Below are 26,280 nucleotides of genomic sequence, written 5' to 3' on the forward strand. Positions count from 1 at the left end.
AGCACAAATCATTCAAAGATAAATGTAAACGCGCCGCTAGGCATCGCTTAGAACAGGGCGCTCAGGAGTTGTGCTCTTTAACGTTTTGTTTGCGGTGATGTCTTCTCTGGAGAAGCCATACCTGATTAATACTTCGTCTGTCACATCGACAAGATGAGAGCATGCAGCAATACTCCACATTTTTTTCTCTAGCTCTCGAGCGCGATGCACAGCGTACATGGTGACATAGTTAATTTCGGTTTGAAGTAAACTCATGTCGGGTTTACCTGTAGTCGTTAACATCACGTGAATAGCTATAAATTGGCCTCGTGTCATCGCCTCTCTTATGAAAGCACGGCGTTGCTCGTTGCTTTCAAACTTGTCAGAGTAGCGCGGAATTATTGCCATGCGAGGGTCTTTCTGGGATGCATCGAACGAAATAAATAGTTCTTGACGTAGCGGCATATTTTCAAGCTTAACGGCTTTGATACCACTTTGTACGAAAGGTGAGTCTTGTTTTCTATCTCTGAACAGGAACTCTAAATTAACTTTACCTCGTTCCGCATATTGCGTTGTTAAGTTTGTGACTCTTTCATCTTGTTTACCAACTATGCAAGCCTGAGGCGTATAGCGAACCCCCTCTTTGCTCATCAAAAAAGAAAGAGAAGTCGCATTTCTCGCGTTGATACAGCGAAGTGCTTGACCAATGCCGGGGACTATTTCTTCGTCACTCTCAACTTTTAAACTGGCTTTGTTCTTTTTAATCAGTTCTTCAAAAAAAGTGCGAGCGGATTTCCCTTCGTCGCCAGGCATGGTTTTTAAATGCAAAATGTTCTTATCTACGTTGTGGTAAATAACTTCGTATTGCAGGTGCATAACGTCGAAAGAGCTAGCAATCTCTTGAAGGCGAGGAAAGGCTACTTCTACCTTACCTTCCAAGTTGCCTTTGTACTCTTTACTCAATTCTATCCTTAGACCCAAACCGTGAACTGATATATCTTCACTAACCCCAGTGTGCACCGTATCTTCATTATTAAAGCGAGCTTCAACTTGGGTTCTTAATTGATATCGGCTTTCGATACGTTGTTCTTCATATTTGAAGCGTACGACGTGAATGTTAGATGGGGCGCGATTACGTGGATGACCGAAATGGCGCAAATGAGTAAGATCGCTACGGTTAAACTTAAACTCATTGTAAGTTTCTTGACCGGTCACCGAAGTCACGTCCGTGATGTGAGCCAAATATCGTAAACTTTTAAGTTTTGACATCAATCTCGCCGAAGGCGGTGAGTTAAGTTTTTTAACTTTACTTCCTACCGAATCCGGAATTGAAAGAGGAATATGAGCCTGTTCGGGATTCATGTCAGTAAGGGTAACTTTGAACACGCGCCAGCTCGCTTTCCTTGAGCCAAAGCCCAGAAAAACGCGAAAAAGCATATCTTTTTGCATGAGCTCTTCAAAAGAGGCTGAGTAAAAATAAACTTTCTCGCCATGCAAATGGGTAAAGCTGAAAATGAAAATTTCACGGGCTTCTTCAGACTTGTTGAGAAGTCGAGCAAGGCGCTCCTGCGTTAAAAGAAAATTTAATCTGCAGATGCCTTCTTCATCTTGCCAGTACTGAACGGTCTCTCTGTTCACCTCGTTGGCCATTGCAAAGCGTGGTACTAGTGTATTATTTATCGCGTCTATGAATACAGGAAGCGTTGGGCTGCGCGGTGAAAAAAATTGTTCACAAGTTTTACTAGTGATCGCCTCAACGGTATTATTCATATTCACTTTGTAGCGGCGTTTATTGCCGTGAATAAAGCTTTCTAAAAATTTATCGAAAGCAGGGTTTGGAAGTTCTTTATCTCGTTGTAGCGCTAAATAGTTAATATCGTTTTTGGTAATTATTTTAACGAGTTTATAAGCAATGCCATTTTTTTTATCCATGGCAAACTCGTTTTCCAAACCTCTGAAATAGATAAAAAGCTTTTCGCCTGTTTTGAAAAAAGCGTCTTTTGAAAGCTTTATTTGAAGTCCTTCAAGTGAAATATCAACACTCAAGCCTCGCATCGACTGATTTGCAGTGTTGAAAATTTCAACGGCCACAGCAAAGTTCATTCGCTCTGTGTTGCGCTGACTGTAATCTAGCAAATTGACGGTGGGAACCTTAAATTGTTCTAGTACGGCAGAGCGTTTTTGGGCCGAAGGGTTCTCTTTATCTGCAATTTCTTGCGCTAACTCTTTTTCCCGTAACAATCGAAAGTTGTTTTCAGTATTCTGGACCGCCTCGTAAACGCCATAAGTGTAGCGACCGAACACACGCAGTTGCTCTTCGAACTTATCGACAGCAAGATCATCCATGTAGTGGCTTCGACCTTCATGCACATACTTTCTGCACTTGCCATCTACATGCCCTCTCAAATCAATGGTGCGCATACACGGCTTTGCTAAACGCTTCACTTCCATTTTTATTAAGAAACGTTTTTCCTTGGGCACATCTGCGGCAACTTGAAGCAACACTTGGTTAAACTCAGGCTCGTTAACCATGGGTTTTAACTGTTCAATTATATCAGCGTATTGCTTTAAATCTTGACTCATGAAGGCGCAACTTTACTCTTAGTTTTCATTATTCTAGTTTTTATCGGCCAATCAGAAAAACACATTAACCCGAAAAGTTATAATACTTTTGGCTAAAATCATAAGTATAGCGAGGGGGTAGGTTTCTGATTAATTCCCTTTTATAGCATGTTAGAATACTCTTTTTGGTCTTTGGATAATACTGGAATATGGCAAAACGTAAAACTGCTTATGTGTGTTCTGATTGCGGGGCAGAGTTTCCCAGATGGCAAGGGCAATGCTCTGAGTGTAAAGCGTGGAACACGATAAGTGAGTTTGTGGTTGCAAGTGTGAAAAGTGTCGCTCGACAAACCACGTCTGGTTATGCGGGGCAAACCGCAGCTAAAATCGAAACTCTTAACGCGATAGACTTGGAATCACTCCCGCGATTTTCTTCAACATTCAAAGAACTCGATAGAGTGCTCGGTGGTGGTATAGTTCCGGGGGCCGCTATGTTGATAGGGGGGTCACCCGGCGCAGGTAAGAGTACGCTGCTTCTGCAAGTCATGTGTCAGATGGCGAAGAGCGAAACCGCGCTTTATGTGACAGGGGAAGAGTCGCTTCAACAAGTTGCCATGCGAGCAAAACGTTTAAACCTTCCCGATGACAAGCTGATGATGCTGGCTGAAACAAACGTTGAGACAATATGCGACTTAGCATTGACGAAAAAACCTAAAATTATGGTTATCGACTCGATTCAGGTAATGCATGTTTCAGATGTCCAGTCGGCGCCGGGGAGCGTTTCGCAGGTACGAGAGAGTGCTGCGTATTTAACGCGTTTCGCGAAACAAAATCACATTGCTATGTTTATTGTCGGCCATGTTACAAAGGATGGTAACTTAGCGGGTCCAAAAGTGCTTGAACACTGTATCGATAGCTCCATGATGCTTGAAGGGGAAAGTGACGGTCGATATCGCACGTTGCGCAGCCACAAAAACCGGTTCGGAGCGGTCAATGAACTTGGCGTATTTGCCATGACAGAAAAGGGTCTAAAAGAAGTCAGTAATCCCTCTGCCATTTTCTTAAGCCGCGGTGATAACGAAACGCCCGGGTCTAGTGTGATGGTCATTTGGGAAGGCACGCGGCCTTTGCTGGTAGAAATACAAGCACTAGTAGATTACTCACAAATGTCTAACCCCAGGCGCATTGCGGTTGGCCTTGATCAGAACCGGCTTTCAATGCTATTAGCTGTGTTGCATCGTCATGGCAATGTACAAATGAACGATCAAGATGTATTTGTTAACGTGGTTGGAGGCGTGCGTGTCTCGGAAACAAGCGCTGACTTAGCGTTATTGTTAGCTATGATTTCCAGCTTTAGAAACCGTTCGTTACCAAGAGAACTGATCGTATTTGGAGAAGTAGGGTTGGCGGGTGAAATACGTCCAGTTCCAAATGGGACAGAGCGCATAGTAGAAGCAGCAAAGCATGGTTTTAAGCGTGCTATTGTGCCTAAAGCAAACGCACCTAAACAGCCTGTTAATGGTATGCAGGTTGTGCCGGTGGCACGACTGTCTGAAGCATTAGATGCGTTAGAGTAAAGTTATTCGCATAGCCTGAAACACTGACGTTCTCGAGCAAACACGTTATTTTGTTTGGGTAAAGTGCGTTCCATAATATGCATACGAGGCTGAGCAATGATTTATAAGTCGTCTTTAGGTCTTGTTCATTACGGCCGCAGAAGCTAATGGACTTCTTGATAAACCGCATCAACTAGCGCGTTTAAATCTTTTTCCTCAATACTCGCATCTTCGCTGTTTAAGGTAATGAGACGGCGAAGAGCGCTAATACTTTCCACGTCCATACGCTCAACTTTGCAGCCAAGAGATACACGCTCTTTCCTACTATCGGCATGGCGGTATAGCTGTGAAATATAAAGGGTAATAACAGGGCTATCTTCATTTGCCTTAAAAGTAGCGACGTAAGGTTCATGGCTATCGAAAGGTAGGTTTAACAAGGCTGTTTCTGTCGCCTGAAGTTTGATGCCTTGCAGCGATACATCACTTACCAGCACGTCGATACTAATATCGTTATGTGTCAGCGTGCCGTTTACCTCTAGAGATACACGTTGAAATTGGCGCTTATCTGTCATTACTTTTTCACCTAGCTTTCGTTTAGGTTTTCAGTATTGGCTAATTTACGCGCGTTCGCAATGAAAGCCACCAAATTAAAAGGGCCTTAATCACTGATTAAGGCCCTTTGCATTAATTACAATATGGGCTGGAACCTATCTTATGTTTCTCTTTATTACTTAGCCATACGCTTGTATTTAAGGCGATGTGGTTCAACAATATCCTGTCCAAATTCTTGCTTCAGCCAGCTTTCGTAGTCTGAGTAGTTACCCTCGAAGAAATTGATATTACCTTCGTCGCGGTAATCCATGATGTGCGTCGCCACACGGTCAAGGAACCAACGATCGTGCGAAATAACCATAGCGCAGCCAGGGAATTCCAACAACGCGTTCTCTAAGGCGCGAAGTGTTTCAACATCGAGGTCGTTGGTTGGCTCATCCAGTAGCAATACGTTGCCACCCGCTTTCAAAAGCTTTGCAAGGTGAACACGGTTGCGCTCACCACCTGACAAATCTTTGATAAACTTCTGCTGGTCGGTACCTTTAAAGTTAAATCGGCCACAATATGCGCGACTGTTAATTTCAAAGTTGCCAATGCGGATAATGTCTTGCTCGTCGGAAATTTCTTTCCACACGGTGTTGTTTTCGTTCATATGGTCACGGAACTGTTCTACCGCAGCAATTTGAACGGTTTCACCTAAATCAATGGTACCCGAATCTGGTTGTTCAGCACCGGTAAGCATTCTGAACAAGGTTGATTTACCCGCACCGTTAGGACCAACGATACCCACAATGGCACCCTTTGGCACTTTAAATGTCAGGTCGTCGATAAGTACGCGCTCGCCATAAGATTTTTTAAGGTTGCTCACTTCGATAACCTTGTCACCTAAGCGCTCACCTGGCGGGATGAAAAGCTCGTTGGTTTCGTTACGCTTTTGGTAATCGCTGGTGGAGAGTTCTTCGAAGCGGGCCATACGAGCTTTACTTTTAGCGTGACGACCTTTTGGATTTGATCGCACCCACTCAAGCTCCTGCTTCATGCTCTTCATACGGGCAGTTTCAGTACGCTCTTCTTGTTCTAGTCGGTTTTCTTTCTGTTCCAACCAAGAAGAATAGTTGCCTTCCCATGGAATACCTTCACCGCGGTCAAGTTCTAAAATCCAGCCCGCCACGTTATCGAGGAAGTATCTATCGTGGGTAATGGCGACCACGGTACCTTCGTAATCGTGAAGAAAGCGTTCTAGCCACGCTACAGATTCTGCATCCAAGTGGTTGGTAGGTTCGTCAAGAAGCAACATTTCAGGCTTTTCTAAAAGCAGGCGACACAGCGCTACACGACGTCTTTCACCACCAGAAAGCTTACTTACATCAGCATCCCAAGGCGGAAGGCGTAGGGCATCTGCTGCACGCTCTAGTGCATTTTCCAAGTTATGACCGTCTTTGGCTTGAATGATGGCTTCTAGCTCGCCTTGCTCTTTCGCAAGAGCGTCGAAATCGGCATCAGCTTCTGCATATGCAGCGTAGACTTCGTCAAGGCGAGTGAGCGCGTGCTTAACATCAGCAACGGCCTCTTCAATATTGCCGCGAACATCTTTTGTTTCATCAAGCTGCGGTTCTTGAGGAAGGTAGCCTACTTTAAGTCCAGGCTGAGGACGCGCTTCACCTTCAATATCAGTATCGATACCAGCCATTATACGAAGCAAGGTTGACTTACCTGCACCGTTTAGACCCAGCACACCAATTTTGGCGCCAGGGAAGAAGCTAAGTGAAATATTTTTAAGAATGTGTCTGTTTGGTGGGACGATTTTGCCCACGCGGTGCATACTGTAAACGTATTGAGCCATGCTTATCCTCGCTGAAAAAGCGGTGAAAAATAAAAATTTTTAAAGCGTGTTGAACTGCGATGCACGAAAGTCGGCAATAAAGTTCAACACGTCCTAGCTGGTGGCATATTCTACTCGTAACAGGGTAGTTTGTGCTAGTGACTTACACAAAGGTAGCTTGTGCCTGTGGAAATTTTGAGCGCTTAGGGTAAAAAGGTTAATTTATCCATCGGTCGATGAGGCAATTTAATGTAAACTTAGCGTTATAAATCGAGAAAAGTTGAACTGTTGCCAGCGTGATAATCCATCGCACACACCGACAGAATCAATACTCAACACCATCAAATATCCGAACAGGTAATAAAGATGACCGCCATAAATAAACGCACATACAGTTTGGACGAATTAGCTAAACATGTTGGTGGGGAAGTGCAGGGTGATGGAACTATCACGATTTCTGCCGTGGGCACGCTATCTGGTGCAGCCTCGCATCAAATTTCGTTTCTTACCAACCCCAAATATAAGCCGCAGTTAAAAGATACGAAAGCCGGTGCGGTTATACTGCACGAAAGTTTAAAAAGTGACAGCCCTGTTCCTGCGTTAGTTGTGGGTAACCCACATGCTGCATTTGCTCTTATCGCTCAGCTATTTGATACCACGCCAGCGGTTGCTTCAGGTGTGGCAGAATCAGCGGTTATCGCCCCATCTGCTCGTATCGGTAGTGATGTGTCTCTAGGGCACAATGTCATTATTGAAGAGAATGTTGTCCTGGGTGACCGAGTAATCGTTGGTGCCAACACGGTTATCCGCAGAGGTACGCATATTGGTGAAGACTGTATTATTCATCCCAATGTGACCATTTACCATGACGTGGTCATTGGCAAGCGCGTGACTATCCATAGCCAAACGGTTATTGGCGCGGCAGGCTTTGGTTATGCAAATGATAAAGGCGTGTGGATCCCTATTCCACAAACTGGTTCGGTTCGCATTGGCGACGACAGTCAAATTGGGGCAAGCAGCAGTATCGACCGAGGCGCGATGGAAGACACAGTACTTGGCACTAACGTTATCATCGATAACCAGGTCCAAATTGGTCACAATTGTATTATTGGCGATCACTCGTGTATTTGCGGCGCTACCGGTATTGCTGGTAGTTGCCATATAGGCAAGCATGTCATTATCGGCGGCGGTGTGGGCATAAATGGACATATCAGTATTTGCGACAATGTTCAGGTGACGGGTTACACGATGATCGTTCAAGATATTACCGAACCAGGTGTCTATTCGTCGGGTCAGCCAGCACAAACCAACCGAGACTGGCGCAAAAATACGGTTCGCCTTGCTAAAATTGGCAGTTTATTCGACCGCGTTAAAGCCCTCGAAAAACAGGTCTGATCTCGCTCAAGCGCAGGTTTTACGTTAAACCTACGCCATTTATATTAATTTGGTCATAAACCGGTATACAAGCAACTCAAAATGACTAGAATATGGCTCGAATTTGAGCAATCAGTGCGTAACGCCGTATAAAAACCGCAGTTAAGGAGCCCCCATGTTTTCTCGCGAAATGAATATTGCTGACTTCGATCCTGAATTAGCCAATGCCATGGCTAAAGAAGTTGAGCGTCAAGAACATCACATCGAACTCATTGCCTCTGAGAACTATTGTAGCCCAAGAGTAATGGAAGCTCAGGGTTCTCAGCTTACGAACAAGTATGCTGAAGGCTACCCTGGCAAGCGCTACTACGGTGGTTGTGAGCACGTAGACGTTGTTGAACAACTTGCTATCGACCGTGCAAAAGCGCTATTTGGTGCAGACTACGCGAACGTTCAGCCGCACGCTGGTTCTCAAGCTAACTCTGCGGTATTCATGGCGTTACTTGATGCTGGCGATACTGTACTGGGTATGAGCCTTTCTGAGGGTGGTCACCTTACTCACGGTTCTCACGTAAACTTTTCTGGTAAAACATACAACGCTGTACAGTATGGTCTGAACAAAGAAACCGGTGAAATTGATTACGCACAAGTTGAAGCGCTAGCAAAAGAACACAAACCAAAGATGATTATCGGCGGTTTCTCTGCGTATTCAGGCATTGTTGACTGGGCAAAATTCCGCGAAATCGCAGATAGCGTAGGTGCTTACTTGCTTGTAGATATGGCGCACGTTGCTGGTCTTGTGGCTGCTGGTGTTTATCCAAACCCACTTCCTCACGCACACGTAGTAACGACAACAACGCACAAAACCCTTGCGGGTCCGCGCAGTGGTCTAATCCTATCTTCATGTGGCGACGAAGCGATTTACAAAAAGCTTAACAGTTCGGTATTCCCGGGTAACCAAGGCGGTCCGCTTTGTCACGTCATTGCAGCTAAAGCCGTAGCGTTCAAAGAAGCATTACAGCCAGAATTTAAAGTGTATCAGCAGCAGGTAGTCGCTAACGCGAAAGCAATGGTTGCTGTTATGCAAGAGCGCGGTTACAAAATTGTTTCTGGTGGAACAGACAATCACTTGTTCCTGCTTGACCTTATTGACAAAGACATTACCGGTAAAGATGCAGATGCGGCACTAGGTGCAGCGAACATCACAGTAAACAAAAACTCAGTGCCCAATGATCCGCGTTCACCGTTTGTAACCAGTGGTCTTCGTATCGGTAGCCCGGCCATAACGCGTCGTGGTTTCAAAGAAGAGCAAGCTCAACAAGTTGCAACATGGATTTGCGACATTCTTGATAACATGGGAGACGAGTCTGTTATCAAACGTGTTCAAGAAGAAGTGGTTGCACTTTGCGCACAGTTTCCTGTTTATAAATAAATAGCTTTGTGTTTTATTGCGTACTTTGGTACTAATGCTGGACTAACTAGTCTAGATTAGGTTTAACGCGCCTAAGTACGCAATAATTAAGGATTATTCATGTTTTGCCCTTTTTGTTCGGAACAAGAAACAAAAGTTATTGATTCTCGTTTGGTTGCAGAGGGGCAACAAGTGCGAAGACGCCGTGAATGTATGGTGTGTCATGAGCGCTTCACCACCTTTGAAAGTGCAGAGCTTGTGATGCCCCGCGTTATAAAACGCGATGGCTCTCGCGAACCCTTCAACGAAGACAAACTTCGTGCAGGCTTACAACGTGCGTTAGAAAAACGCCCTGTTAGCACAGAAAAAGTTGAACAGTGTATTCTCTCTCTCAAATCTCAGCTTCGCGCAACTGGCGAAAGGGAAGTGAGCAGTGAATTGCTTGGCAACTTAATTATGAAAGCCCTCAAAGAACTCGACAAAGTCGCCTATGTTCGATTCGCCTCTGTTTATCGTTCCTTCGAAGACATCCGTGAATTTGGAGAAGAGATTGCACGCTTAGGGGATTAGGTTCAACAAACCTTAAACACTTAGGGCTACAACAGGAATCCAAGTGAACCACGCTACGGTTAAAAATGATTATTTTTGGATGGCAAAAGCCATTCAACTTGCCCAGAAAGGGCGTTTCACCACTTCACCCAACCCACGCGTTGGCTGTGTGATTGTTGATGAAAACAACGAATTACTAGGTCAAGGGTATCACATCCAAGCTGGCACGCCCCATGCCGAAGTCCATGCACTAAGACAAGCTTTACATGCTCGTAGCGACGGCGCAAAAGGCGCTACAGCATATGTAACCCTAGAGCCATGTAGCCATTTTGGCCGCACGCCCCCTTGCGCTAAAGCACTCATCGAAGCGCAGGTGTCACGCGTTGTAGTGGCAATGACAGATCCTAATCCAAATGTATGTGGCAATGGTATAAATATGCTGCAAGCCGCAGGTATCGAAGTCGTCAGTGATGTGATGGCCGCCGAAGCCGCTGCGCTTAATCCTGGATTTACCAAACGCATGCTTACGGGTAAACCTTTTGTTAGGGTTAAATTGGGTATAAGCCTAGACGGTAAAATTGCGCTTCAAAATGGAGTAAGCCAATGGATAACCGGGCCTGAAGCAAGACGTGATGTGCAGCGTTATCGCGCGCAAAGCTGCGCAGTGTTAACCGGTTCAGGTACTGTTGCGGCGGATAATCCCAGTCTTTTGGTGAGGGAACAAGAGGCGAAGTTCGAAAGTTATCCACTTGAGCATATTCGCCAACCCGCTCGCATCGTTGTGGATAGTCAGAGCCAACTAAACCGTGATTTTACGTTATTTAACGACGGTCAGGTTACCTTTACTGTAACGCTGCAAGCGCACCCTGACACTTCAAATGGTCACTACATTCAACTTGATGAAAAAGAGGGTAAGGTTGACTTACGTGAGTTGATGTTAGTGCTCGGTGATAAGCAGTACAATGAAGTATGGGTAGAAGCGGGCCCTGGTCTTGCTGGTGCGCTATTGCAAGAAGGGCTTGTGGACGAGCTTATTTGCTATCAAGCGCCCAAGCTATTGGGCGATAAAGGCGTGAGTATGGTCTCTTTGCCAGCATTTACCGCTTTAAATCAATCTATTTCACTCTCTCTTATTGAAAACCGTCAGGTGGGTAACGATATTAAGCTTATCTTTCGTCCTGATGTTAGCAACACCTGTCGTAAAGACGACTAACGAGGAACTTTATGTTTACTGGAATTATTCAAGCGTTGGGTACTATTAAAAAGCTCGACAATCGAGGCAATGATATTCGTTTAACGGTATCTTCATCTACGCTTGATATGTCTGATGTCGCTTTAGGCGATAGCATTGCGACCAACGGTGTTTGTTTGACAGTGACAGACATGGGGCCAGACTATTATTGCGCCGATGTTTCTGCTGAGACTATCAAGTTAACGGGGTTTGCGCACTACAGCGCGGGCTCTACGGTGAATCTCGAAAAAGCCATGCGTCCCAGCGATCGTCTAGGTGGACACATTGTTTCTGGTCATGTTGATGGTGTGGGCCAAGTAACTCAGATTATTAAACATAAAGACTATGTAGAATTTTGGGTAAAAGCACCGGATGCGCTGGCTAAATATATTGCCCATAAGGGAAGTATCACCGTTGATGGCATAAGCTTAACGGTGAACGAAGTGAATGGTGCAGAGTTTATGCTTTGGATTATTCCCCACACGTTGCAAGAAACAATTATGGGAAGCTATAAAGTAGGCACAGCGGTGAATTTAGAGGTTGATGTTATTGCGCGCTATTTAGAGCGATTGATGCTTGGCGATAAAGCCGCTGAGCCGACAAGCAAGGGCATTGACATGGCATTTCTTGCCGAGAACGGATTTTTAAAAAAATAACCCTACAAGAAGCACACAAGATGGCATTTAACACTACACAAGAAATAATTGAAGACATTCGTCAGGGTAAAATGGTTATTCTGATGGATGATGAAGACAGAGAAAACGAGGGCGACCTCATTATGGCGGCAGAGCACGTGACGCCAGAAGCCATAAATTTCATGGTGACCCACGCTCGCGGTTTGGTTTGTTTACCAATGACGCAAGAGCGCTGTCGCACGCTTAATCTTCCGCTAATGGTGGATAAAAACGAAGCGCAGTTTTCAACCAACTTTACCGTATCCATTGAAGCGGCAACTGGCGTTACAACAGGTATATCGGCTGCCGATAGAGCAACAACCATAAAAGCTGCTGTTGCAAAAGACGCGAAAGCGACAGACATTGTGCAACCTGGTCATATCTTTCCGCTAATTGCAAAAGATGGTGGTGTTTTAAACCGAGCTGGTCATACTGAAGCGGGTGTAGATTTACCGCGTCTTGCTGGTTTAGAGCCAGCTGGGGTTATTGTTGAGATCCTTAATGAAGATGGCACCATGGCGCGCCGTCCAGAATTAGAAAAATTTGCTGCCAAGCACAACCTCAAAATAGGCACCATTGCAGATCTTATTGAATACCGTAACCTTAATGAAACGACTATTCAAAAAGTAGCTCAGTGTAATATGCCTACAGAATACGGCGATTTTGAGCTTCATACATTTAAAGACAGCATCGACAATCAACTACATTTTGCCCTTAAAAAAGGGGATATCAAAGAAGACGAACCAACGCTTGTTCGTGTGCATCTTCACAATACGTTTAGTGATCTTCTCGGCTCTACTCGCGGTATTCATCGCTCGATGACGCTAGCCGATGGTATGCGAAAAATCTCAGAAGAAGGTGGTGTGTTGGTGCTGTTAGGTAAAGAAGAGCACATTGAAAGCCAGGTTCGCCGGTTTGCCGCAGAAGACAGAGGCGAGCGTCCAACGGGGGCTGACTGGCAGGGCTCGTCACGCACTATCGGTGTAGGTAGTCAAATTCTTGCGTCTATGGGCGTGCACAAAATGCGCTTGCTTAGTAAGCCTATTAAATACCATGCGCTTTCTGGTTACGGCCTAGAAGTGGTGGAGTACGTGCACGACTAGTGCTTGGGTGTAGAGCACAGCGAAAGTGGAGAGGGAATGCTCGTCGCAAACACGCGGTGAATACATCCCTGTACGCTCCGCCACCGCATCCATGCGGTGGAGGGTTTGCGACCAGCATTCCCTCCCCACATTTGGCTAAGCATAAAGTGGCCGTTTACGAATAGTTGAAGTTACAGAAACAATCGATTTAGTTTGGGCGCAGTTGTGGTATACTTCGCGCCGTTTTTTCTCGAGGAATGAAACCATGCAGGTAGTTGAAGGTAATATCAGAGCAACCGGTAAGAAGTTTGCTATCGTAGTATCACGCTTTAATAGCTTTGTTGTTGAAAGCTTGTTAGAGGGTGCTTTAGACACGCTAGAGCGTCACGGTGAAGTGAATGAAGATGACATCACGGTGGTTCGCGTGCCTGGTGCTTACGAGTTACCTGTAGTTGCTAAGAAATTAGCTGAGAAAAAGTCATTTGACGCTATCATTGCACTAGGTGCAGTTATTCGTGGTGGAACGCCTCACTTTGATTTTGTCGCAGGAGAGAGCAACAAAGGCCTTGCGCAAGTATCGCTTGAATACGGTATTCCAGTTTCATTTGGCGTAATCACCACAGATTCAATTGAACAAGCTATCGAGCGTTCAGGCACTAAAGCGGGTAACAAAGGTGCAGAGGCTGCATTGGGCGCGCTTGAAATGGTTAACGTTATCGAAGCTGTAGAAAAGCTTTAAGGTAAAAATTAAGTGAAAGTTTCAGCTCGTCGTAAAGCCCGTGAATTAGCCCTTCAAGGAATATATTCATGGCAAATGAGTCACAACGATATTCAGCAGGTTGAACTGGCGCTAGCCACCAGTAACGACATGCAAAAGGTGGATATGGCGTATTTTCAAGCGTTGCTACGCGGCGTTGCGCACAACGCAAGTAAGCTTGATACTACCATTAAGCCTTACCTTGGTCGTCTGCCTGAAGAGTTGGACCCCATAGAAAAAGCGATCTTGCGCATTGCGACGCTGGAACTGACTGAGCGCATCGATGTACCTTATCGCGTAATTATTAATGAAGCGATTGAGCTTGCTAAGGCATTTGGTGCTGAAGAAAGCCATAAATTCATTAATGGTGCACTGGATAAAGCAGTGCGCACGTTGCGTAAAGACGAGCGCGACTAACCTTACCGTGGCGGCACGGATTGCCGCTAAAGGGTTTAAGAAATACTGTGAAAGAATTTGATCTTATCAGCCGCTATTTTTCAAACAGTGGCCATCGACGTAAAGATGTTGTTATTGGTATAGGCGATGACTGTGCTGTAACAACGGTTCCTGAAAATCAACAACTTGCCGTTACTACAGATACCCTTGTTGCAGGTGTGCACTTCCTAGAGGATGCGCCAGCGAAATCTGTGGCGTATAAAACAGTAGCGGTTAACTTAAGTGACCTCGCTGCAATGGGCGCTGAGCCTGCGTGGATTAGTCTGTCGCTATCCCTTCCAGAAGTTGATGAGCCGTGGCTTGACGACTTTGTTAAGGGCCTTTATGAGCTAACTCAATATTATTCAGTGCAGCTTATCGGTGGGGATACGGTAAAAGGGCCAATGGCCATGACGATTACCGCACAAGGTTTCATACCACCAGGTTCTGAACTAACCCGTAGTGGTGCTAAGCCAGGGGACTGGGTATATGTCACCGGGACCTTAGGAGACGCTGGCGCGGGCTTAGATATCCTTCAAAACAAACTTAACGTAAGTGGTGAAGCCAAGGACGTGTTAGTTAACCGTCATTACTTTCCGACACCGCGCGTTGCAGTAGGTACCGCTATCCGCCGTATTGCTACCTCATGCATTGATATATCTGATGGTTTAATTTCAGATTTGAACCACATTCTTAAAGCGTCTAACTGCGGAGCTAATGTGCATGTGGAGCGTTTACCTCTTTCTCGTGCGCTGACTAGCGCAGTGTCGGAAGAGCAGGCGATAGAATACGCGTTGTCTGCCGGTGATGACTATGAGCTTATTTTCACAGTCAGTGAAGAGCAGCGTGGTAGTCTTGAGACCTCTTTAGCAAGCACCAACGTAAAAGCGACATGCATTGGCCAGTTAACAGGCCACAGCGGCACACTTGCATTATTGAAAGATAATGAGAAGTATACGCCAGTTACGCCTTCTGGTTACGAGCATAGCTTTTAATTGAAAACGCTGACTAAGACATGAGAGGAAGGATATTACATGCAGGCTGAGTTTCGCGCTAGAGTGAGTATGAAAAAACCGACCCATTTTCTTGCGTTAGGGTTCGGTAGTGGTTTAATTCCATTTATGCCGGGTACATTTGGCTCACTTGCCGCAGTGCCGCTGCTTATCGCGTGTAGCCAAATTTCTATAGTATCCTTTATTGCGCTTACCCTGATATTTTCAGTGGTAGGGATTTACCTCTGCGGCAAAACAGCAGATGACATGCAGGTTCACGATCACGGCTCAATAGTGTGGGATGAAATTGCAGGTATGTTCGTGACCTTTCTTTTTGTACCCATTAGTGCGTCTTCATTGCTCGTTGGGTTTGTACTATTCAGGCTTTTTGATATTTTAAAGCCTTGGCCAATTGGTGTCATCGATAAACGTCTGCATGGCGGTACGGGCATTATGCTTGACGACTTACTAGCGGGAGCTATGGCCTGCGGCTGTTTGCATTTGTTAATGGATTTTTGGCCTGCGGCACTGGCATTGTTTTAGTATATCGGTTGGCTTGCCGACCTAATTTTCTGCATAAAGAAGCCCGATGCATGCGGGCTTTTTTTGTTTTTAAACGACGATGAGTTAGTTACGTTACAAACTTATGAGAATACGCTAGTTCGCAACGGGGTTAGTGAATGTTTTGAACGCCACTAACGTTTGGTAAGGCTGGCGGCTGCAGCAATAATGCCTTCAGCATCCAAACCATGCTCTTTATACATTTCTTGCTGGGTACCTTGCAGAATAAAGCTATCAGGTAGACCTAGCATCTTCACGGCTTTTAATACGCTGCTTTGTTGCAAGTGCTCAAGTACTGCGCTGCCAGCGCCGCCCATTATACAGCCGTCTTCTAACGTTATAAGTGCACTGTGTTCACTGGCTGCCTTTAAGACCGCGTCGCCGTCTAATGGCTTAATAAACCGCATATCAATAACCGTAGCATCAATGGCTTCTGCAGCTTCAAGAGCGTAGGGCAGCAAGCAGCCAAAGTTAAGTATGGCAACGCGTTCTGACTTGTCCTTCGATGACTCACGACACGTACGTGATTTGCCAATCTCAAGTTCTGTCATGGCTTCATCTGGGGTAATTCCCATGCCAGCGCCTCGTGGGTAGCGAACAGCGGCTGGCTTTTGTAGTTTGTGGCCAGTGTAAAGCATTTGGCGGCATTCATTTTCATCTGACGGCGCCATAACCACCATATTTGGTATACAACGAAGAAATGCGATGTCGAATGCGCCTTGGTGGGTTGGTCCGTCGGCGCCCACTATGCCGGCTCTGTCTATAGCAAACAACACCGGTAAATCTTGAATGGCTACATCATGAATGAGCTGGTCATAAGCACGCTGCAGGAATGACGAATAGATTGCGACAACCGCATTCATCCCGTCTTTAGCGAGTCCCGCACCGAAAGTTACCGCATGCTGTTCTGCAATGGCCACATCGAAGTATTGCTCAGGGAAGCGCTGAGAAAACTCTACCATTCCTGAACCTTCACGCATGGCAGGCGTGACAGCCATAAGCTTAGGGTCTTGTGCTGCCATATCACATAGCCACTGACCGAAAATGGCCGAGTAGGTGGGGGCAGAGGGTTTAGATTTAGGTAGTGCGTTGTCCTCTGGATTAAACTTTGGTACTGCGTGAAACTTAATAGGATCTTCTTCGGCTACCGCGTAACCCTTACCTTTTTTGGTCACGACGTGTAACAACTGAGGGCCTTCAAATTTTCGCATGTTGCGAAGTGTATCAACCACTGCGTTTACGTCATGGCCGTCAATCGGACCAATATAATTAAATCCAAGCTCTTCAAAGATAGTCCCTGGTACAACCATACCTTTTAGGTGCTCTTCTGCACGGCTCGCGAACTCTTTGATAGGGGGAACATTGCTTAGCAGCTTTTTGCCGCCGTCACGTATAGAGTTGAAAAAATTACCTGTTAGCAAACGTGCAAGGTGACTGTTAAGGGCGCCAACGTTTTCAGATATCGACATTTCATTGTCGTTAAGCACAACAACCATGTCTTTTTTAATATCGCCTGCGTGATTAAGTGCTTCAAATGCCATACCGGCTGTCATCGCGCCGTCGCCAATAACAGCGACTACCTTACGATCCTTTCCTTCTTTTTCCGCCGCAACAGCCATTCCCAGCGCCGCGCTTATCGAGGTAGATGAATGACCAACAGCGAAAGTATCGTATTCACTTTCAGGTGGCCACGGAAATGGGTGGAGGCCATTCTTTTGACGAATGGTGCTCATGCGCTCTGCGCGGCCCGTAAGGATTTTGTGCGGATAGGCTTGATGGCCCACATCCCACAACAATCGGTCGAAGGGTGTATGGTAAACGTAGTGAAGCGCGACAGTAAGTTCTACTGTACCTAGCCCAGAGGCAAAGTGACCGCTGGTTTGACTCACGCTATTGAGTAAGTACTCACGTAATTCATCGGCAAGTTCGCGTAATTTCTCTTGAGGCAGCTGCCTCAATTTGTCAGGTGTTTGCGCGAGCGCAAGCGTTGGGTAATGTTGGAGATCTAAACTCATGTACTTATTATCTTTTTCAACATGGCGCGTGGCTAATGGTCGCGTTTCACCAAAAGCTCGCTAAACGCAATTAAACTGTCAGTATTGTAGGGTAAACGCGCCAATGCTTGAAGTGCATTATCGTGAAGCATTTCTAATTCTCTCTTGGCACCTTCCATGCCAAGCTTAGCTGGGAAGGTATTTTTGCCAAGCGCTTCGTCAGACCCCGCGGGTTTCCCTAATTTTTCGCTACTGCCTTCAACATCTAAAATGTCGTCTTGTACTTGAAAGGCTAAGCCAATATCCGCTGCATATGCCATTAAGTCAATTTTAGTCTGAGGTAAAAGCCCCTCACTAACGATGGCTACCATTTCAACGCAGGCTTGTAATAGGGCGCCTGTTTTCAATCTATGAAGCGCTTTTAGCTCGTCTATTGAAATTGTTTTACCCGTGCTTGCTAGGTCAATGGCTTGGCCGCCACACATTCCAACATAGCCCGCACTTTTAGCTAACACAGATAGCAACTGGCTTCGTTTCGATTCTGCGAAAGAACTCAAAGGCGCGTCGGCCAACACGGTAAAGGCGAGAGATTGCAGTGCATCACCTGCAAGAATGGCAGTCGCCTCATCAAAGGCGATATGACAGGTTGGCATGCCACGGCGCAAGTCATCATCGTCCATTGCCGGTAGGTCGTCGTGTACTAATGAATAAGCGTGCACGCACTCAATAGCCATGCTAATGGCCATTTGGTCCTTTTTGGGTACGTCTAGCGTGTTACCCACTACCTGAACGAGCAATGGACGCATGCGTTTACCGCCTGCAAGTAGCGCGTGACGCATAGCGTCTTTTAGGCGCGGCGCGTAATTCGGTAATTCATCAATTAGTTTAAGAAGAGATGCATCAGTTTGCTGTTTGACTTGCTGATGCAAAGCAGAAAAATTCATAGATTGCCTGTAATGTAAAAATGAACGTCTTAAGGTTGTTCACTTTCAGGTAGAGATTGAAGTGTTTCTTCGCCTTGTTCGTTAAGCAATATTTTTACTTTCTGTTCAGCATTTTCAAGAGACTGTTGGCCTTGGCGTGAGAGTGCAATACCGCGTTCAAACTTTTCTAGCGCTTTATTTAAAGGTAAATCACCGTTCTCCATTTCGTTAACGATAGCTTCCAATTCCGATAACGTTTCTTCGAAAGACGCTGATGCTTTTTCCGTCGTCATAAAAACACTCAATATAAAGGCTAAAATACATATACCGCGCACATTAACCGAGGGCTGCACGAGGGTCAAATGGTTTGTCTGTATATCGCCAATAACGTCATCGTATCGCTTTTTTTTCATTCAAGTCAAAAAACAGCATAGTGCTAAATTGTGCTATATTCGATGCTAAAGCTTGGTAACCTTAATTCCAACTCTTAAACTAATTTATTAAAGTGCACCGCGCTTTAATTCGAATAAAATGGTTTCCGAGTAAATTAAAAGGCAGGAAAGCGCGATAAAGCGTTATGCTCTTATTATAAAAATTAATAAATGTGATATTTTTCAACAATGTTGTTTTAGTATTTCAGTCTATTGCCGATAGAATGTCTGTAGATTAACAGCACTGACTGCGTTTAAATGGGGAAGAGTGAGTGGATTTAGCAACCGTCATAGGTATGTTGGGCGCCATTGGTTTCATAGTTATGGCTATGATCCTGGGCGGCAGCTTGAGCATGTTCATCGACGTGCAATCAATACTTATCGTATTTGGGGGCACCTTATTTGTTATTTTATCACAATTTACGTTAGGCCAGTTTTTTGGTGCGGGTAAGATTGCTGGTAAGGCATTCATGTTTAAAATTGAATCGCCCGAAGAACTTATTGAGAAGATTGTCGAAATGGCAGATGCTGCGCGTAAAGGCGGGTTTCTGGCGTTAGAAGAAGCAGAGATCTCAAACGAGTTCATGCAAAAGGGCGTTGATATGCTCGTAGACGGCCATGATATTGAGGTAGTCAGAGAAACCCTTTCCAAAGATATTTCCATGACATCAGAGCGCCACGATTTTGGAGCCTCGTTCTTTAAAGGTATGGGTGACATCGCTCCCGCGATGGGGATGATCGGTACGTTAATAGGGCTGGTAGCCATGCTTTCAAACATGGATGACCCAAAAGCAATTGGACCTGCAATGGCGGTCGCGCTACTCACTACTCTTTATGGCGCCTTCTTCGCCAACGTAATTTGTTTGCCTATCGCGTTTAAGCTAGCGGTACGTGCAGGCGAAGAAAAACTCAATCAAAGTCTAGTTCTTGATGGGATTGTTGGTATTGCCGACGGACAAAACCCACGTGTAATCGAAGGGGTGTTGAAGAACTATCTCGCAGCGAGCAAACGCGGAAGCGCAGAGGAAGAGTAATGGCTGAAGAAGAATGCCCAAAATGCCCCCCCGAGGGGCTGCCAGCTTGGATGGGGACCTTCGCAGACTTAATGTCGCTGCTGATGTGCTTTTTTGTACTTTTACTTTCGTTTTCTGAAATGGACGTACTAAAGTTCAAACAAATCGCGGGCTCAATGAAGTTCGCTTTTGGTGTTCAAAATAAAATTGAAGTCAAAGATATTCCCAAAGGTACTAGCGTTATCGCAATGGAGTTTCGTCCGGGTAAACCTGACCCTACGCCTATCGAATCGATTCAGCAGCAGACCAACGAGATGACGCAGCAAATGCTAGAATTTCAAGCTGGTAATGAAGACTCGGCTGGTGGGCGACAAAAGCAGCGCGGTGAGCAAAGGGGGGGGCAATCACAACAAACAGCATCAGAGTCGTCTTCTTCAGCAGAGCAAAGCACTGATCAGTCTCAAATGGCTGAATTAATGAAGAAAGTGGCACAGCAGCTAGAAAAGCAGATTCTAGATGGTTCGGTAGAGATGGAATCCTTAGGTCAACAGCTAACTATTCGCATACGTGAGAACGGTTCGTTTTCAGCAGGTTCTGCTTTCTTGCAGCCTCAGTTTCAGCCTGTATTGAGGAAAATCGGTGCGCTTTTAGCTGATGTTCCGGGAGAAATTGAAATTTCAGGTCACAGCGATGGCCAGCATATCGCAAATGAGCTTTACCGCTCAAATTGGGACTTGTCGTCACAACGCGCCGTTGCTGTTGCAGAAGCGATGCGCACTGCACCGGGCTTCGATGAAAGCCGCATGTCTGTTGTAGGTAAGGCTGATACGGTTCCTATCGTTGAGAATGCAACCACATCCAGTGACAGGGCGAAAAACCGCCGTGTGGAGATAAATATAAATCAGGGTAAGCCGATAATATCTAAACCCATCTCTGTGGTAGACGATTAATGTTGTGAATGTCAAACAAACAAAAGCTGCGCTCATTTGAGCGCCGTTTTTGTTCAACCTATTGCATACTGCTTAACGATTTACGTTATACTCGCGCGAGCTCTTGTCGATAGTGGGGTTTAGAAATAACCAGTTGTACGGTACTTATGGTTCTTTCTAAAAAGCCACCTTCACAATATTTTAAATAGTAAGTCCACATACGCATAAATCGCTCGTCATATCCGTCGTTTAGCAATTCATCTTTGGCCGACATGAACGCTTCATACCAATGATTAAGTGTCTTTGCGTAATCAACACCAATATCATGGAGGTCGCGAATCATCATATTAGTATATTTCTTCAGATGAGCATTCAACTGGTGTTGAGAGGGTAAAAAGCCACCTGGGAAAATATACTTCTGAATAAAATCTACACTGTTTGAGTAGCTGTCGTAACGCCTATCGTCGATAGTGATAGACTGAAGCAACATAAGACCATCGTCTTTAAGAAGCGACGAGCACTTTTCAAAAAAGTTTCCTAAATATTGTTTACCAACGGCTTCAATCATTTCGATAGATACCAGCTTGTCATATTGACCTTCAAGTAAGCGGTAATCTTTCTTCAGCAAAGTAATCTTGTCTTCAAGCCCTTCTTTTTCTATCCACTCTTTTGCCCAAGCGTGTTGCTCTTCCGAAATAGTCGTCGTTGTTACTCTACATCCGTAATGTTTAGCCGCGTACACAGCGAGGCCACCCCAACCAGTACCAATTTCGATTAAGTGATCACTTTCTTGCAGCTGTAATTTATCGCAAATCGCTTTCAGCTTGTAATTTTGCGCTTCGTTTAGCGACGCATTCGGGTCAGGGTAGATAGCGGATGAATACATCATAGTAGGGTCGAGAAAACGGGTATAAAGCTTGTTGCCTAAATCGTAATGCGCCTCAATATTGCGCTTAGCTTGATCTTTTGTGTTTCTGCGAGCGAAATGCTGTATTTTGTTGATGGGCATGGTGACCCACTTAAATTTGTTTTCCCATTCATCAAGGGTAGGTAAGTTTCTTGCAAAAATTCTCACTACTGCCGTTACTTCGTCACTGTCCCACAAGTCGTCCATGTAGGCTTCACCCGCACCAACGCTTCCACCGAGTAAAAGACGACGGTAGGCTTTCACATCTTTGATGTTTACCGTTGCTCGCAATTCATCATCTTCTTTGCCAAAACGGGCGATAACGTCGCCATTTTCTTGAATAGTTAAACTGCCAAATGGCAGCTGTTTCAGGCATTGTAGAAACAACGTTCTACATACTTTATCTACAAAAGAGACCTCTGATGTGGTCAGTAGTACAGATTCACCGAAAGACATTGTTATTGTTCCTGACTTTTTTCTGGGTGTGTATACAGTGGCGTTCGTTTAAGCAATAGTTTAAGCGCGTGCCAATAAATTCCGGCCACAGTTTTTATTGTCATACTGGGTATACGTTTAAGTGCTTGAGTTAGATTCGCATTATCTAAAGTAAATCTAGTAAGATTTATCCCAGCACTGAACTCTTTATCGCTTCTCACACAGTCCATCGCAAGAGAAAGTCTAGTAGATGGCTGGGAAATTGACCATTTGTATGTCATATCCATAGGATTAAAGGGTGATACATGAAAAGCTTTTGGGGTGTCGTCTTGCGTGTCTAAATTCACCAGATAATGATGCCGTTCGTTCCAAGGTGTGTTGCTGACCTCAGCTAACATATGGGTGAATTTACCGTCTGCATTGCGAAGGTAATAAAAATTCACAGGGCTGAAATACCAGCCCCACATTCGCAACTGCCCCAACATAAAAACGTCACCCGAAAGAGGACTTCCATCATTGAGCTCGATCATTCTGTTAAGCACGGCCTGACGAAGAGAGAGCGATGGGTCACCCAAATAATCTTCTCGTTTAAACCGGACTCTTGCTTTTCCCTCGGCAGAAAAGTATTTCAGCTCGTGTGAGAGTGTTGCAAGCTCGTATTCATCAAGCTTCAGCCAAAACAAATAGATATCATAGTCAAATTTATGCTTGGTAGGTTTAAACCTCTGGTGGTAAACCTTACCTTTATAGATGGCACTTTCTGTCACAGCGTTTCACCAAAACGCGCACATACATCCAGTGCGCTTTTTACACCATCTTCGTGGAATCCGTTATACCAATATGCGCCGCAAAAATGCAGGTTGTCCACTCCGCAAATTTCATTTCTTCTCGATTGAGCATTAACCATTTCCGCGCTGTATTGCGGGTGAGCATATTGATAGGTGCCCAATACGCTAGAACGTTCAATCTCAGCAGAGTTGTTTAATGTCACGCAGTAAGTGTTTTCGACGTCTAATCGTTGAAGGATATTCATATTGTAGGTCACGGATGCAGGTCGTGACTCTTCACTGACATCTTCTTTGAGACGATAATTCCAACTTGCCCACGCTAATTTTCTTTTGGGGAGTTGGTTTATATCTTTGTGCATCACTACGTCATTTTCAGCATAGGGAATATTGCCAAGTATATCCGTATGCAGTGAACTCGGCGCATCCAGCATCTTCAATGCTTGGTCACTATGACAGGCAAAAACGACATGATCATATTGCAGCTTGTCACCCGTCGAATCAGTGACTTCCCAGATATTGTCAATTTTCGTAACGGACACGACAGCCGATGAAAGCTTTATTTTCGATTCAAACGGAGCAATCAAAGGAGGGATATACTGGCTAGAGCCTCCTTTTATCGTGTACCACTGGGGCCTGTCAGTTATGTTGAGTAAGCCGTGGTTGTTAAAGAATTGGAGAAAGAACGTAAGCGGAAACTTCCGCGTTTGCTCCAGGCTGCTGGACCAAATAGCCGCACACATAGGCAAAATGTAGTAGCGGGCAAAATCGTCGCTTAGCCCCAGCTCTTTGATAATGTCTTCAAGGGTAAGGGCTGAAGTGTCCCGGCCTTCCGCGACCATCGCTTTACAGGCTTTATTAAATGTAAGGATGTCTCTTACGATTCGCCAGAATTTGGGGCGCAGAATATTGCGGCGTTGTGCGAATAGACTATTAAGGTTATTGCCGTTGTACTCAAGGTTGGCTTTTTTGCTCATCACAGAAAAACTCATTTCTGTGGGCTGATAATCAACATTAAGCTGTGTCATAAGTTTGATGAAATTGGGGTAGGTCCAGTCGTTAAATACAATAAACCCTGTATCGATACTATGCACTGCGCCATTGTCGGTAATTTGTTTTGTAGCCGTGTGGCCGCCAATATAGTCGTTAGCTTCGTAAACCGTAATGTCGTGCTTTCTGTTAAGTAGGTGTGCGCAGGTTAGCCCTGATATTCCGGTGCCTATGATGGCAATCTTATTCGTCATTCTTTTGTCTCTTATTGTTTTTCTCGCATCGATAAAGATATACGCTTCTGTAGCGGTGTTGGAAGTATGTGCATAAATCGGAGAATAAAGCCAAAAATTCTTGGGAAAAACACCGTCTGCTTGTCATCTTCGATACCAGCAAGCATGGCTTGTGCTGCTTCTTCCGCGCTGATTTTCATCGGCATTTCAAAGTCATTTTTATCAGTTAAGGGCGTTTCAACGAAACCAGGCGATACCGCCTGAACTTTTATACCTTTGTGGTGAAGGTCGACTTCCAGTGATTTTGTAAAATAATGAAGGGCAGCTTTGCTCGCGCCATAAGCTTGAGATTTGGTAAAAGGTAGCAAGCGTGCCATGCTATCTACGATAACAAGCTTGTCACCCTGCTGTAATTTAGGTAAGAGTGCGTCAACACAATTAACCACGCCAAAGAAATTAGGTTCGAATACTCGTCTAAACATGTCGGGCTCAAAATCATCGATATCGACATATTCGCAGGTTCCGGCGTTGAGTACTGCAATATCAAATTTCTCTGTAGCTAATGCTCGGCGAGCGTCCTCAAGGTCCGTTACGTCAAATTGACACGCGTCTATATTGCTATTACCACTCAATGCATCTAATGCATCTTTGTTCCTACCGCACGCTATTACGCGATAACCTTCTTTAGCTGCGTGAATGGCAAGTGCTTTACCGATGCCCGACGTTGCGCCTGTGATTAAAATTGTTTTCACGATGCAAGCTTCCCTTTAATTTTTTTGATAACAAAACCTAAAATAGGTACGTGCTCGTAGACCATTTCGCCCAAGTCATAGTAGTCTTTGTGGTAAGCAATTCTGTCATCTTCAACGTTAAGTTGAGTGGTGCCATCTAACGTGATGTGCTTATTATTTCCTTTTAACGTCAGGTGCATTGTCCAATTAACTATGTGTGTGACTTGAGTTCTCGCACTATTGTTACCGTCACAGTGAAAAACGTCTGCAATGTCAAACTTACAGCTTTCGGCCTGTGTAAGCAGATTCGAAAAATAATGTTTAACTTCCCCAATTCCGCGGTGTGTCGTGATAGGGTCGATAAACACCACGTCCCTCGCATAAATACTTTCGAGGTCATCTGGAGATATCTTACATATATCTGTGTAAATTTTACAAAACCGCTCAATGACGTCCATTTATGCCCCTTGCGCACATTCTGTTAGCGCTTTTAGTTTAAGAAGTTAAATAGTTCAAGTGGTCAAATCGTCGCTTCCTAAACTTCTAACGACAAGTCTCTGATCTTGTTTTTGTTAATTAAGTTTTACGCAAACTAAATTACAGCAAACGAAGTGACTAAGATCACGTATTTGTGCCTACCTGTGAAAATAATTCCCATTCGATCCTATTTGTTCCCACTTGCGTAAGTAGTTTCATGTTTTCGGAAGTGTCAATTATGAGTTTAGAACGTTTTCCTCTATTTCCTTTATCCGCTCACCTCTTACCAGAGGGTAGAATGGCGTTGAGAATTTTTGAGCCGCGATACGTGCGCATGGTTAAGCAGGCATGCGCCGCGAACAGTGGCTTTGTGATGTGTATGCTTAATGCAAGTGGTGACAAGGAAACGAATAAGCATATACACAAAATTGGTACCTACGCGCGGGTTGTAGATTTCGATATGCTCGATGATGGGTTGCTTGGCATAAAGGTTGCTGGTTCTCACTTAGTTGAGGTAAGTAGCATTGAAGTTGAAAAAGATGGCCTTCGCACAGGCAACTGTAAACTTTTACCGCAGTGGCAGTGTGATTTGGCGCCTCAGCAAATAGCGCCTATGGACGAGCGGCTCAAAGAAATATTCGGTAATTATGAAGAATTGGCTGCGCTCTATGAATCTCCAAAGTTTGATGACCCTAGTTGGGTGTTAAACCGCTGGTTAGAGTTACTTCCAGTAGATGGTTCACAAAAGCAGCACTTTCTAGCTCAGAGAGAATGTACCAATTTATTAAATTATCTCTCTGGGTTAATTGGATAGCTTTCGTAAGTAATAAGCTATATTAAAAAATCGTAATCGAATATTGGCGAATTTCGCACGCGCTTTGAGTCTCAACGTCGT

At 44.9% G+C, this 26,280-nt stretch carries 25 protein-coding genes; 14 read left to right on the plus strand and 11 right to left on the minus strand.

Going from position 1 to position 26,280, the window contains the following annotated elements:
* Positions 1-36: 36 nt before the first annotated feature.
* Positions 37-2,562, minus strand: coding sequence for a PilZ domain-containing protein (locus JC525_RS13870; protein ID WP_198816348.1), 2,526 nt, complete (start codon positions 2,560-2,562; stop codon positions 37-39).
* 188 nt (positions 2,563-2,750) lie between these two features.
* Here JC525_RS13870 and radA point away from each other — a divergent pair, with 188 nt between their 5' ends.
* Positions 2,751-4,118, plus strand: a complete 1,368-nt coding sequence (gene radA, locus JC525_RS13875; RefSeq protein ID WP_198816349.1) for a DNA repair protein RadA — start codon at positions 2,751-2,753, stop codon at positions 4,116-4,118.
* 143 nt (positions 4,119-4,261) lie between these two features.
* Here the strand turns inward: radA and JC525_RS13880 are convergent, their stop codons facing one another.
* Both JC525_RS13880 and ettA read right to left on the minus strand, forming a co-directional pair.
* Positions 4,262-4,669: a PilZ domain-containing protein gene (locus JC525_RS13880; RefSeq protein ID WP_198816350.1), complete on the minus strand. Its 408-nt coding sequence runs from the start codon at positions 4,667-4,669 to the stop codon at positions 4,262-4,264.
* 155 nt (positions 4,670-4,824) lie between these two features.
* On the minus strand, positions 4,825-6,492 hold the full coding sequence (gene ettA, locus JC525_RS13885) for an energy-dependent translational throttle protein EttA (protein WP_198816351.1): 1,668 nt from the start codon (positions 6,490-6,492) through the stop codon (positions 4,825-4,827).
* Positions 6,493-6,837: 345 nt separating this feature from the next.
* Between ettA and lpxD the strand changes: the two genes are divergently transcribed.
* The 10 genes from lpxD to JC525_RS13935 all read left to right on the plus strand — a co-directional run bounded on the left by lpxD (position 6,838) and on the right by JC525_RS13935 (position 15,519).
* Positions 6,838-7,866, plus strand: coding sequence for a UDP-3-O-(3-hydroxymyristoyl)glucosamine N-acyltransferase (gene lpxD / locus JC525_RS13890; protein WP_198816352.1), 1,029 nt, complete (start codon positions 6,838-6,840; stop codon positions 7,864-7,866).
* A 154-nt stretch (positions 7,867-8,020) separates the two neighbouring features.
* Positions 8,021-9,277 (plus strand): serine hydroxymethyltransferase, encoded by a 1,257-nt coding sequence (glyA, locus tag JC525_RS13895; RefSeq protein ID WP_105931715.1) that lies wholly within the window; start codon positions 8,021-8,023, stop codon positions 9,275-9,277.
* A 99-nt stretch (positions 9,278-9,376) separates the two neighbouring features.
* Positions 9,377-9,826: a transcriptional regulator NrdR gene (gene nrdR, locus JC525_RS13900; protein ID WP_012517538.1), complete on the plus strand. Its 450-nt coding sequence runs from the start codon at positions 9,377-9,379 to the stop codon at positions 9,824-9,826.
* Positions 9,827-9,869: 43 nt separating this feature from the next.
* The gene (gene ribD, locus JC525_RS13905) at positions 9,870-11,018 is read left to right on the plus strand and encodes a bifunctional diaminohydroxyphosphoribosylaminopyrimidine deaminase/5-amino-6-(5-phosphoribosylamino)uracil reductase RibD (protein WP_198816353.1); all 1,149 of its coding nucleotides are present in this window, start codon (positions 9,870-9,872) and stop codon (positions 11,016-11,018) included.
* Positions 11,019-11,029: 11 nt separating this feature from the next.
* The gene (locus JC525_RS13910) at positions 11,030-11,692 is read left to right on the plus strand and encodes a riboflavin synthase (protein WP_198816354.1); all 663 of its coding nucleotides are present in this window, start codon (positions 11,030-11,032) and stop codon (positions 11,690-11,692) included.
* A gap of 20 nt (positions 11,693-11,712) precedes the next feature.
* Entirely contained in the window at positions 11,713-12,813 is a 1,101-nt protein-coding gene (ribBA, locus tag JC525_RS13915; protein ID WP_159495223.1) for a bifunctional 3,4-dihydroxy-2-butanone-4-phosphate synthase/GTP cyclohydrolase II, read from the plus strand.
* 244 nt (positions 12,814-13,057) lie between these two features.
* Complete coding sequence (gene ribH / locus JC525_RS13920; protein WP_198816355.1) at positions 13,058-13,531, plus strand: 6,7-dimethyl-8-ribityllumazine synthase; 474 nt, start codon at positions 13,058-13,060, stop codon at positions 13,529-13,531.
* 12 nt (positions 13,532-13,543) lie between these two features.
* The gene (gene nusB, locus JC525_RS13925; RefSeq protein ID WP_159120265.1) at positions 13,544-13,966 is read left to right on the plus strand and encodes a transcription antitermination factor NusB; all 423 of its coding nucleotides are present in this window, start codon (positions 13,544-13,546) and stop codon (positions 13,964-13,966) included.
* 47 nt (positions 13,967-14,013) lie between these two features.
* Positions 14,014-14,979 carry a thiamine-phosphate kinase gene (thiL, locus tag JC525_RS13930; RefSeq protein ID WP_198816356.1) on the plus strand — a complete coding sequence of 322 codons (966 nt, stop codon included), beginning with the start codon at positions 14,014-14,016 and terminating at the stop codon, positions 14,977-14,979.
* Positions 14,980-15,018: 39 nt separating this feature from the next.
* Positions 15,019-15,519, plus strand: coding sequence for a phosphatidylglycerophosphatase A family protein (locus tag JC525_RS13935; RefSeq protein ID WP_198816357.1), 501 nt, complete (start codon positions 15,019-15,021; stop codon positions 15,517-15,519).
* A 152-nt stretch (positions 15,520-15,671) separates the two neighbouring features.
* Here the strand turns inward: JC525_RS13935 and dxs are convergent, their stop codons facing one another.
* The 3 genes from dxs to JC525_RS13950 are packed head-to-tail and all read right to left on the minus strand — an operon-like array spanning position 15,672 to position 18,747.
* The gene (dxs, locus tag JC525_RS13940) at positions 15,672-17,552 is read right to left on the minus strand and encodes a 1-deoxy-D-xylulose-5-phosphate synthase (protein ID WP_198816358.1); all 1,881 of its coding nucleotides are present in this window, start codon (positions 17,550-17,552) and stop codon (positions 15,672-15,674) included.
* A 32-nt stretch (positions 17,553-17,584) separates the two neighbouring features.
* A complete protein-coding gene (locus JC525_RS13945) occupies positions 17,585-18,475 on the minus strand; it encodes a farnesyl diphosphate synthase (protein WP_198816359.1) in 891 nt (296 codons plus the stop codon).
* A 29-nt stretch (positions 18,476-18,504) separates the two neighbouring features.
* A complete protein-coding gene (locus JC525_RS13950; RefSeq protein ID WP_105931762.1) occupies positions 18,505-18,747 on the minus strand; it encodes an exodeoxyribonuclease VII small subunit in 243 nt (80 codons plus the stop codon).
* Between the two features lie 410 nt (positions 18,748-19,157).
* Between JC525_RS13950 and pomA the strand changes: the two genes are divergently transcribed.
* Both pomA and JC525_RS13960 read left to right on the plus strand, forming a co-directional pair.
* Positions 19,158-19,919 carry a flagellar motor protein PomA gene (gene pomA / locus JC525_RS13955; RefSeq protein WP_198816360.1) on the plus strand — a complete coding sequence of 254 codons (762 nt, stop codon included), beginning with the start codon at positions 19,158-19,160 and terminating at the stop codon, positions 19,917-19,919.
* Positions 19,919-20,848, plus strand: coding sequence for a flagellar motor protein MotB (locus JC525_RS13960; RefSeq protein ID WP_198816361.1), 930 nt, complete (start codon positions 19,919-19,921; stop codon positions 20,846-20,848). The genes pomA and JC525_RS13960 overlap by 1 nt, the downstream gene beginning before the upstream one ends.
* Positions 20,849-20,933: 85 nt before the next feature.
* Here the strand turns inward: JC525_RS13960 and JC525_RS13965 are convergent, their stop codons facing one another.
* The 5 genes from JC525_RS13965 to JC525_RS13985 are packed head-to-tail and all read right to left on the minus strand — an operon-like array spanning position 20,934 to position 25,366.
* Positions 20,934-22,190, minus strand: a complete 1,257-nt coding sequence (locus JC525_RS13965) for an SAM-dependent methyltransferase (RefSeq protein ID WP_105931727.1) — start codon at positions 22,188-22,190, stop codon at positions 20,934-20,936.
* A gap of 2 nt (positions 22,191-22,192) precedes the next feature.
* Positions 22,193-22,936 (minus strand): DUF1365 domain-containing protein, encoded by a 744-nt coding sequence (locus JC525_RS13970; RefSeq protein ID WP_198816362.1) that lies wholly within the window; start codon positions 22,934-22,936, stop codon positions 22,193-22,195.
* Positions 22,933-24,198 (minus strand): NAD(P)/FAD-dependent oxidoreductase, encoded by a 1,266-nt coding sequence (locus JC525_RS13975; protein ID WP_198816363.1) that lies wholly within the window; start codon positions 24,196-24,198, stop codon positions 22,933-22,935. Before JC525_RS13975 ends, JC525_RS13970 begins: the two co-directional genes overlap by 4 nt.
* 11 nt (positions 24,199-24,209) lie before the next feature.
* Positions 24,210-24,929 (minus strand): SDR family NAD(P)-dependent oxidoreductase, encoded by a 720-nt coding sequence (locus JC525_RS13980; RefSeq protein WP_198816364.1) that lies wholly within the window; start codon positions 24,927-24,929, stop codon positions 24,210-24,212.
* Positions 24,926-25,366: a nuclear transport factor 2 family protein gene (locus JC525_RS13985; RefSeq protein ID WP_198816365.1), complete on the minus strand. Its 441-nt coding sequence runs from the start codon at positions 25,364-25,366 to the stop codon at positions 24,926-24,928. The genes JC525_RS13980 and JC525_RS13985 overlap by 4 nt, the downstream gene beginning before the upstream one ends.
* Before the next feature lie 257 nt (positions 25,367-25,623).
* Between JC525_RS13985 and JC525_RS13990 the strand changes: the two genes are divergently transcribed.
* The gene (locus JC525_RS13990) at positions 25,624-26,199 is read left to right on the plus strand and encodes an LON peptidase substrate-binding domain-containing protein (protein ID WP_198816366.1); all 576 of its coding nucleotides are present in this window, start codon (positions 25,624-25,626) and stop codon (positions 26,197-26,199) included.
* Positions 26,200-26,280 lie beyond the last annotated feature (81 nt).

It is taken from the genome of Alteromonas sp. IB21 (assembly GCF_016405965.1).
Taxonomy (GTDB): Bacteria; Pseudomonadota; Gammaproteobacteria; order Enterobacterales; family Alteromonadaceae; genus Alteromonas.

Coding starts and splice junctions, on each gene's coding strand:
- nrdR (WP_012517538.1), top strand. CDS start 9,377: ATGTTTTGCCCTTTTTGTTCGGAACAAGAAACAAAAGTTATTGATTCT.
- JC525_RS13985 (WP_198816365.1), bottom strand. CDS start 25,366: ATGGACGTCATTGAGCGGTTTTGTAAAATTTACACAGATATATGTAAG.
- JC525_RS13935 (WP_198816357.1), top strand. CDS start 15,019: ATGCAGGCTGAGTTTCGCGCTAGAGTGAGTATGAAAAAACCGACCCAT.
- JC525_RS13950 (WP_105931762.1), bottom strand. CDS start 18,747: ATGACGACGGAAAAAGCATCAGCGTCTTTCGAAGAAACGTTATCGGAA.
- ribBA (WP_159495223.1), top strand. CDS start 11,713: ATGGCATTTAACACTACACAAGAAATAATTGAAGACATTCGTCAGGGT.
- JC525_RS13945 (WP_198816359.1), bottom strand. CDS start 18,475: ATGAATTTTTCTGCTTTGCATCAGCAAGTCAAACAGCAAACTGATGCA.
- JC525_RS13975 (WP_198816363.1), bottom strand. CDS start 24,198: ATGACGAATAAGATTGCCATCATAGGCACCGGAATATCAGGGCTAACC.
- JC525_RS13910 (WP_198816354.1), top strand. CDS start 11,030: ATGTTTACTGGAATTATTCAAGCGTTGGGTACTATTAAAAAGCTCGAC.
- ribH (WP_198816355.1), top strand. CDS start 13,058: ATGCAGGTAGTTGAAGGTAATATCAGAGCAACCGGTAAGAAGTTTGCT.
- JC525_RS13960 (WP_198816361.1), top strand. CDS start 19,919: ATGGCTGAAGAAGAATGCCCAAAATGCCCCCCCGAGGGGCTGCCAGCT.
- JC525_RS13880 (WP_198816350.1), bottom strand. CDS start 4,669: ATGACAGATAAGCGCCAATTTCAACGTGTATCTCTAGAGGTAAACGGC.
- glyA (WP_105931715.1), top strand. CDS start 8,021: ATGTTTTCTCGCGAAATGAATATTGCTGACTTCGATCCTGAATTAGCC.
- JC525_RS13870 (WP_198816348.1), bottom strand. CDS start 2,562: ATGAGTCAAGATTTAAAGCAATACGCTGATATAATTGAACAGTTAAAA.
- radA (WP_198816349.1), top strand. CDS start 2,751: ATGGCAAAACGTAAAACTGCTTATGTGTGTTCTGATTGCGGGGCAGAG.
- lpxD (WP_198816352.1), top strand. CDS start 6,838: ATGACCGCCATAAATAAACGCACATACAGTTTGGACGAATTAGCTAAA.
- ettA (WP_198816351.1), bottom strand. CDS start 6,492: ATGGCTCAATACGTTTACAGTATGCACCGCGTGGGCAAAATCGTCCCA.
- dxs (WP_198816358.1), bottom strand. CDS start 17,552: ATGAGTTTAGATCTCCAACATTACCCAACGCTTGCGCTCGCGCAAACA.
- JC525_RS13990 (WP_198816366.1), top strand. CDS start 25,624: ATGAGTTTAGAACGTTTTCCTCTATTTCCTTTATCCGCTCACCTCTTA.
- JC525_RS13965 (WP_105931727.1), bottom strand. CDS start 22,190: ATGTCTTTCGGTGAATCTGTACTACTGACCACATCAGAGGTCTCTTTT.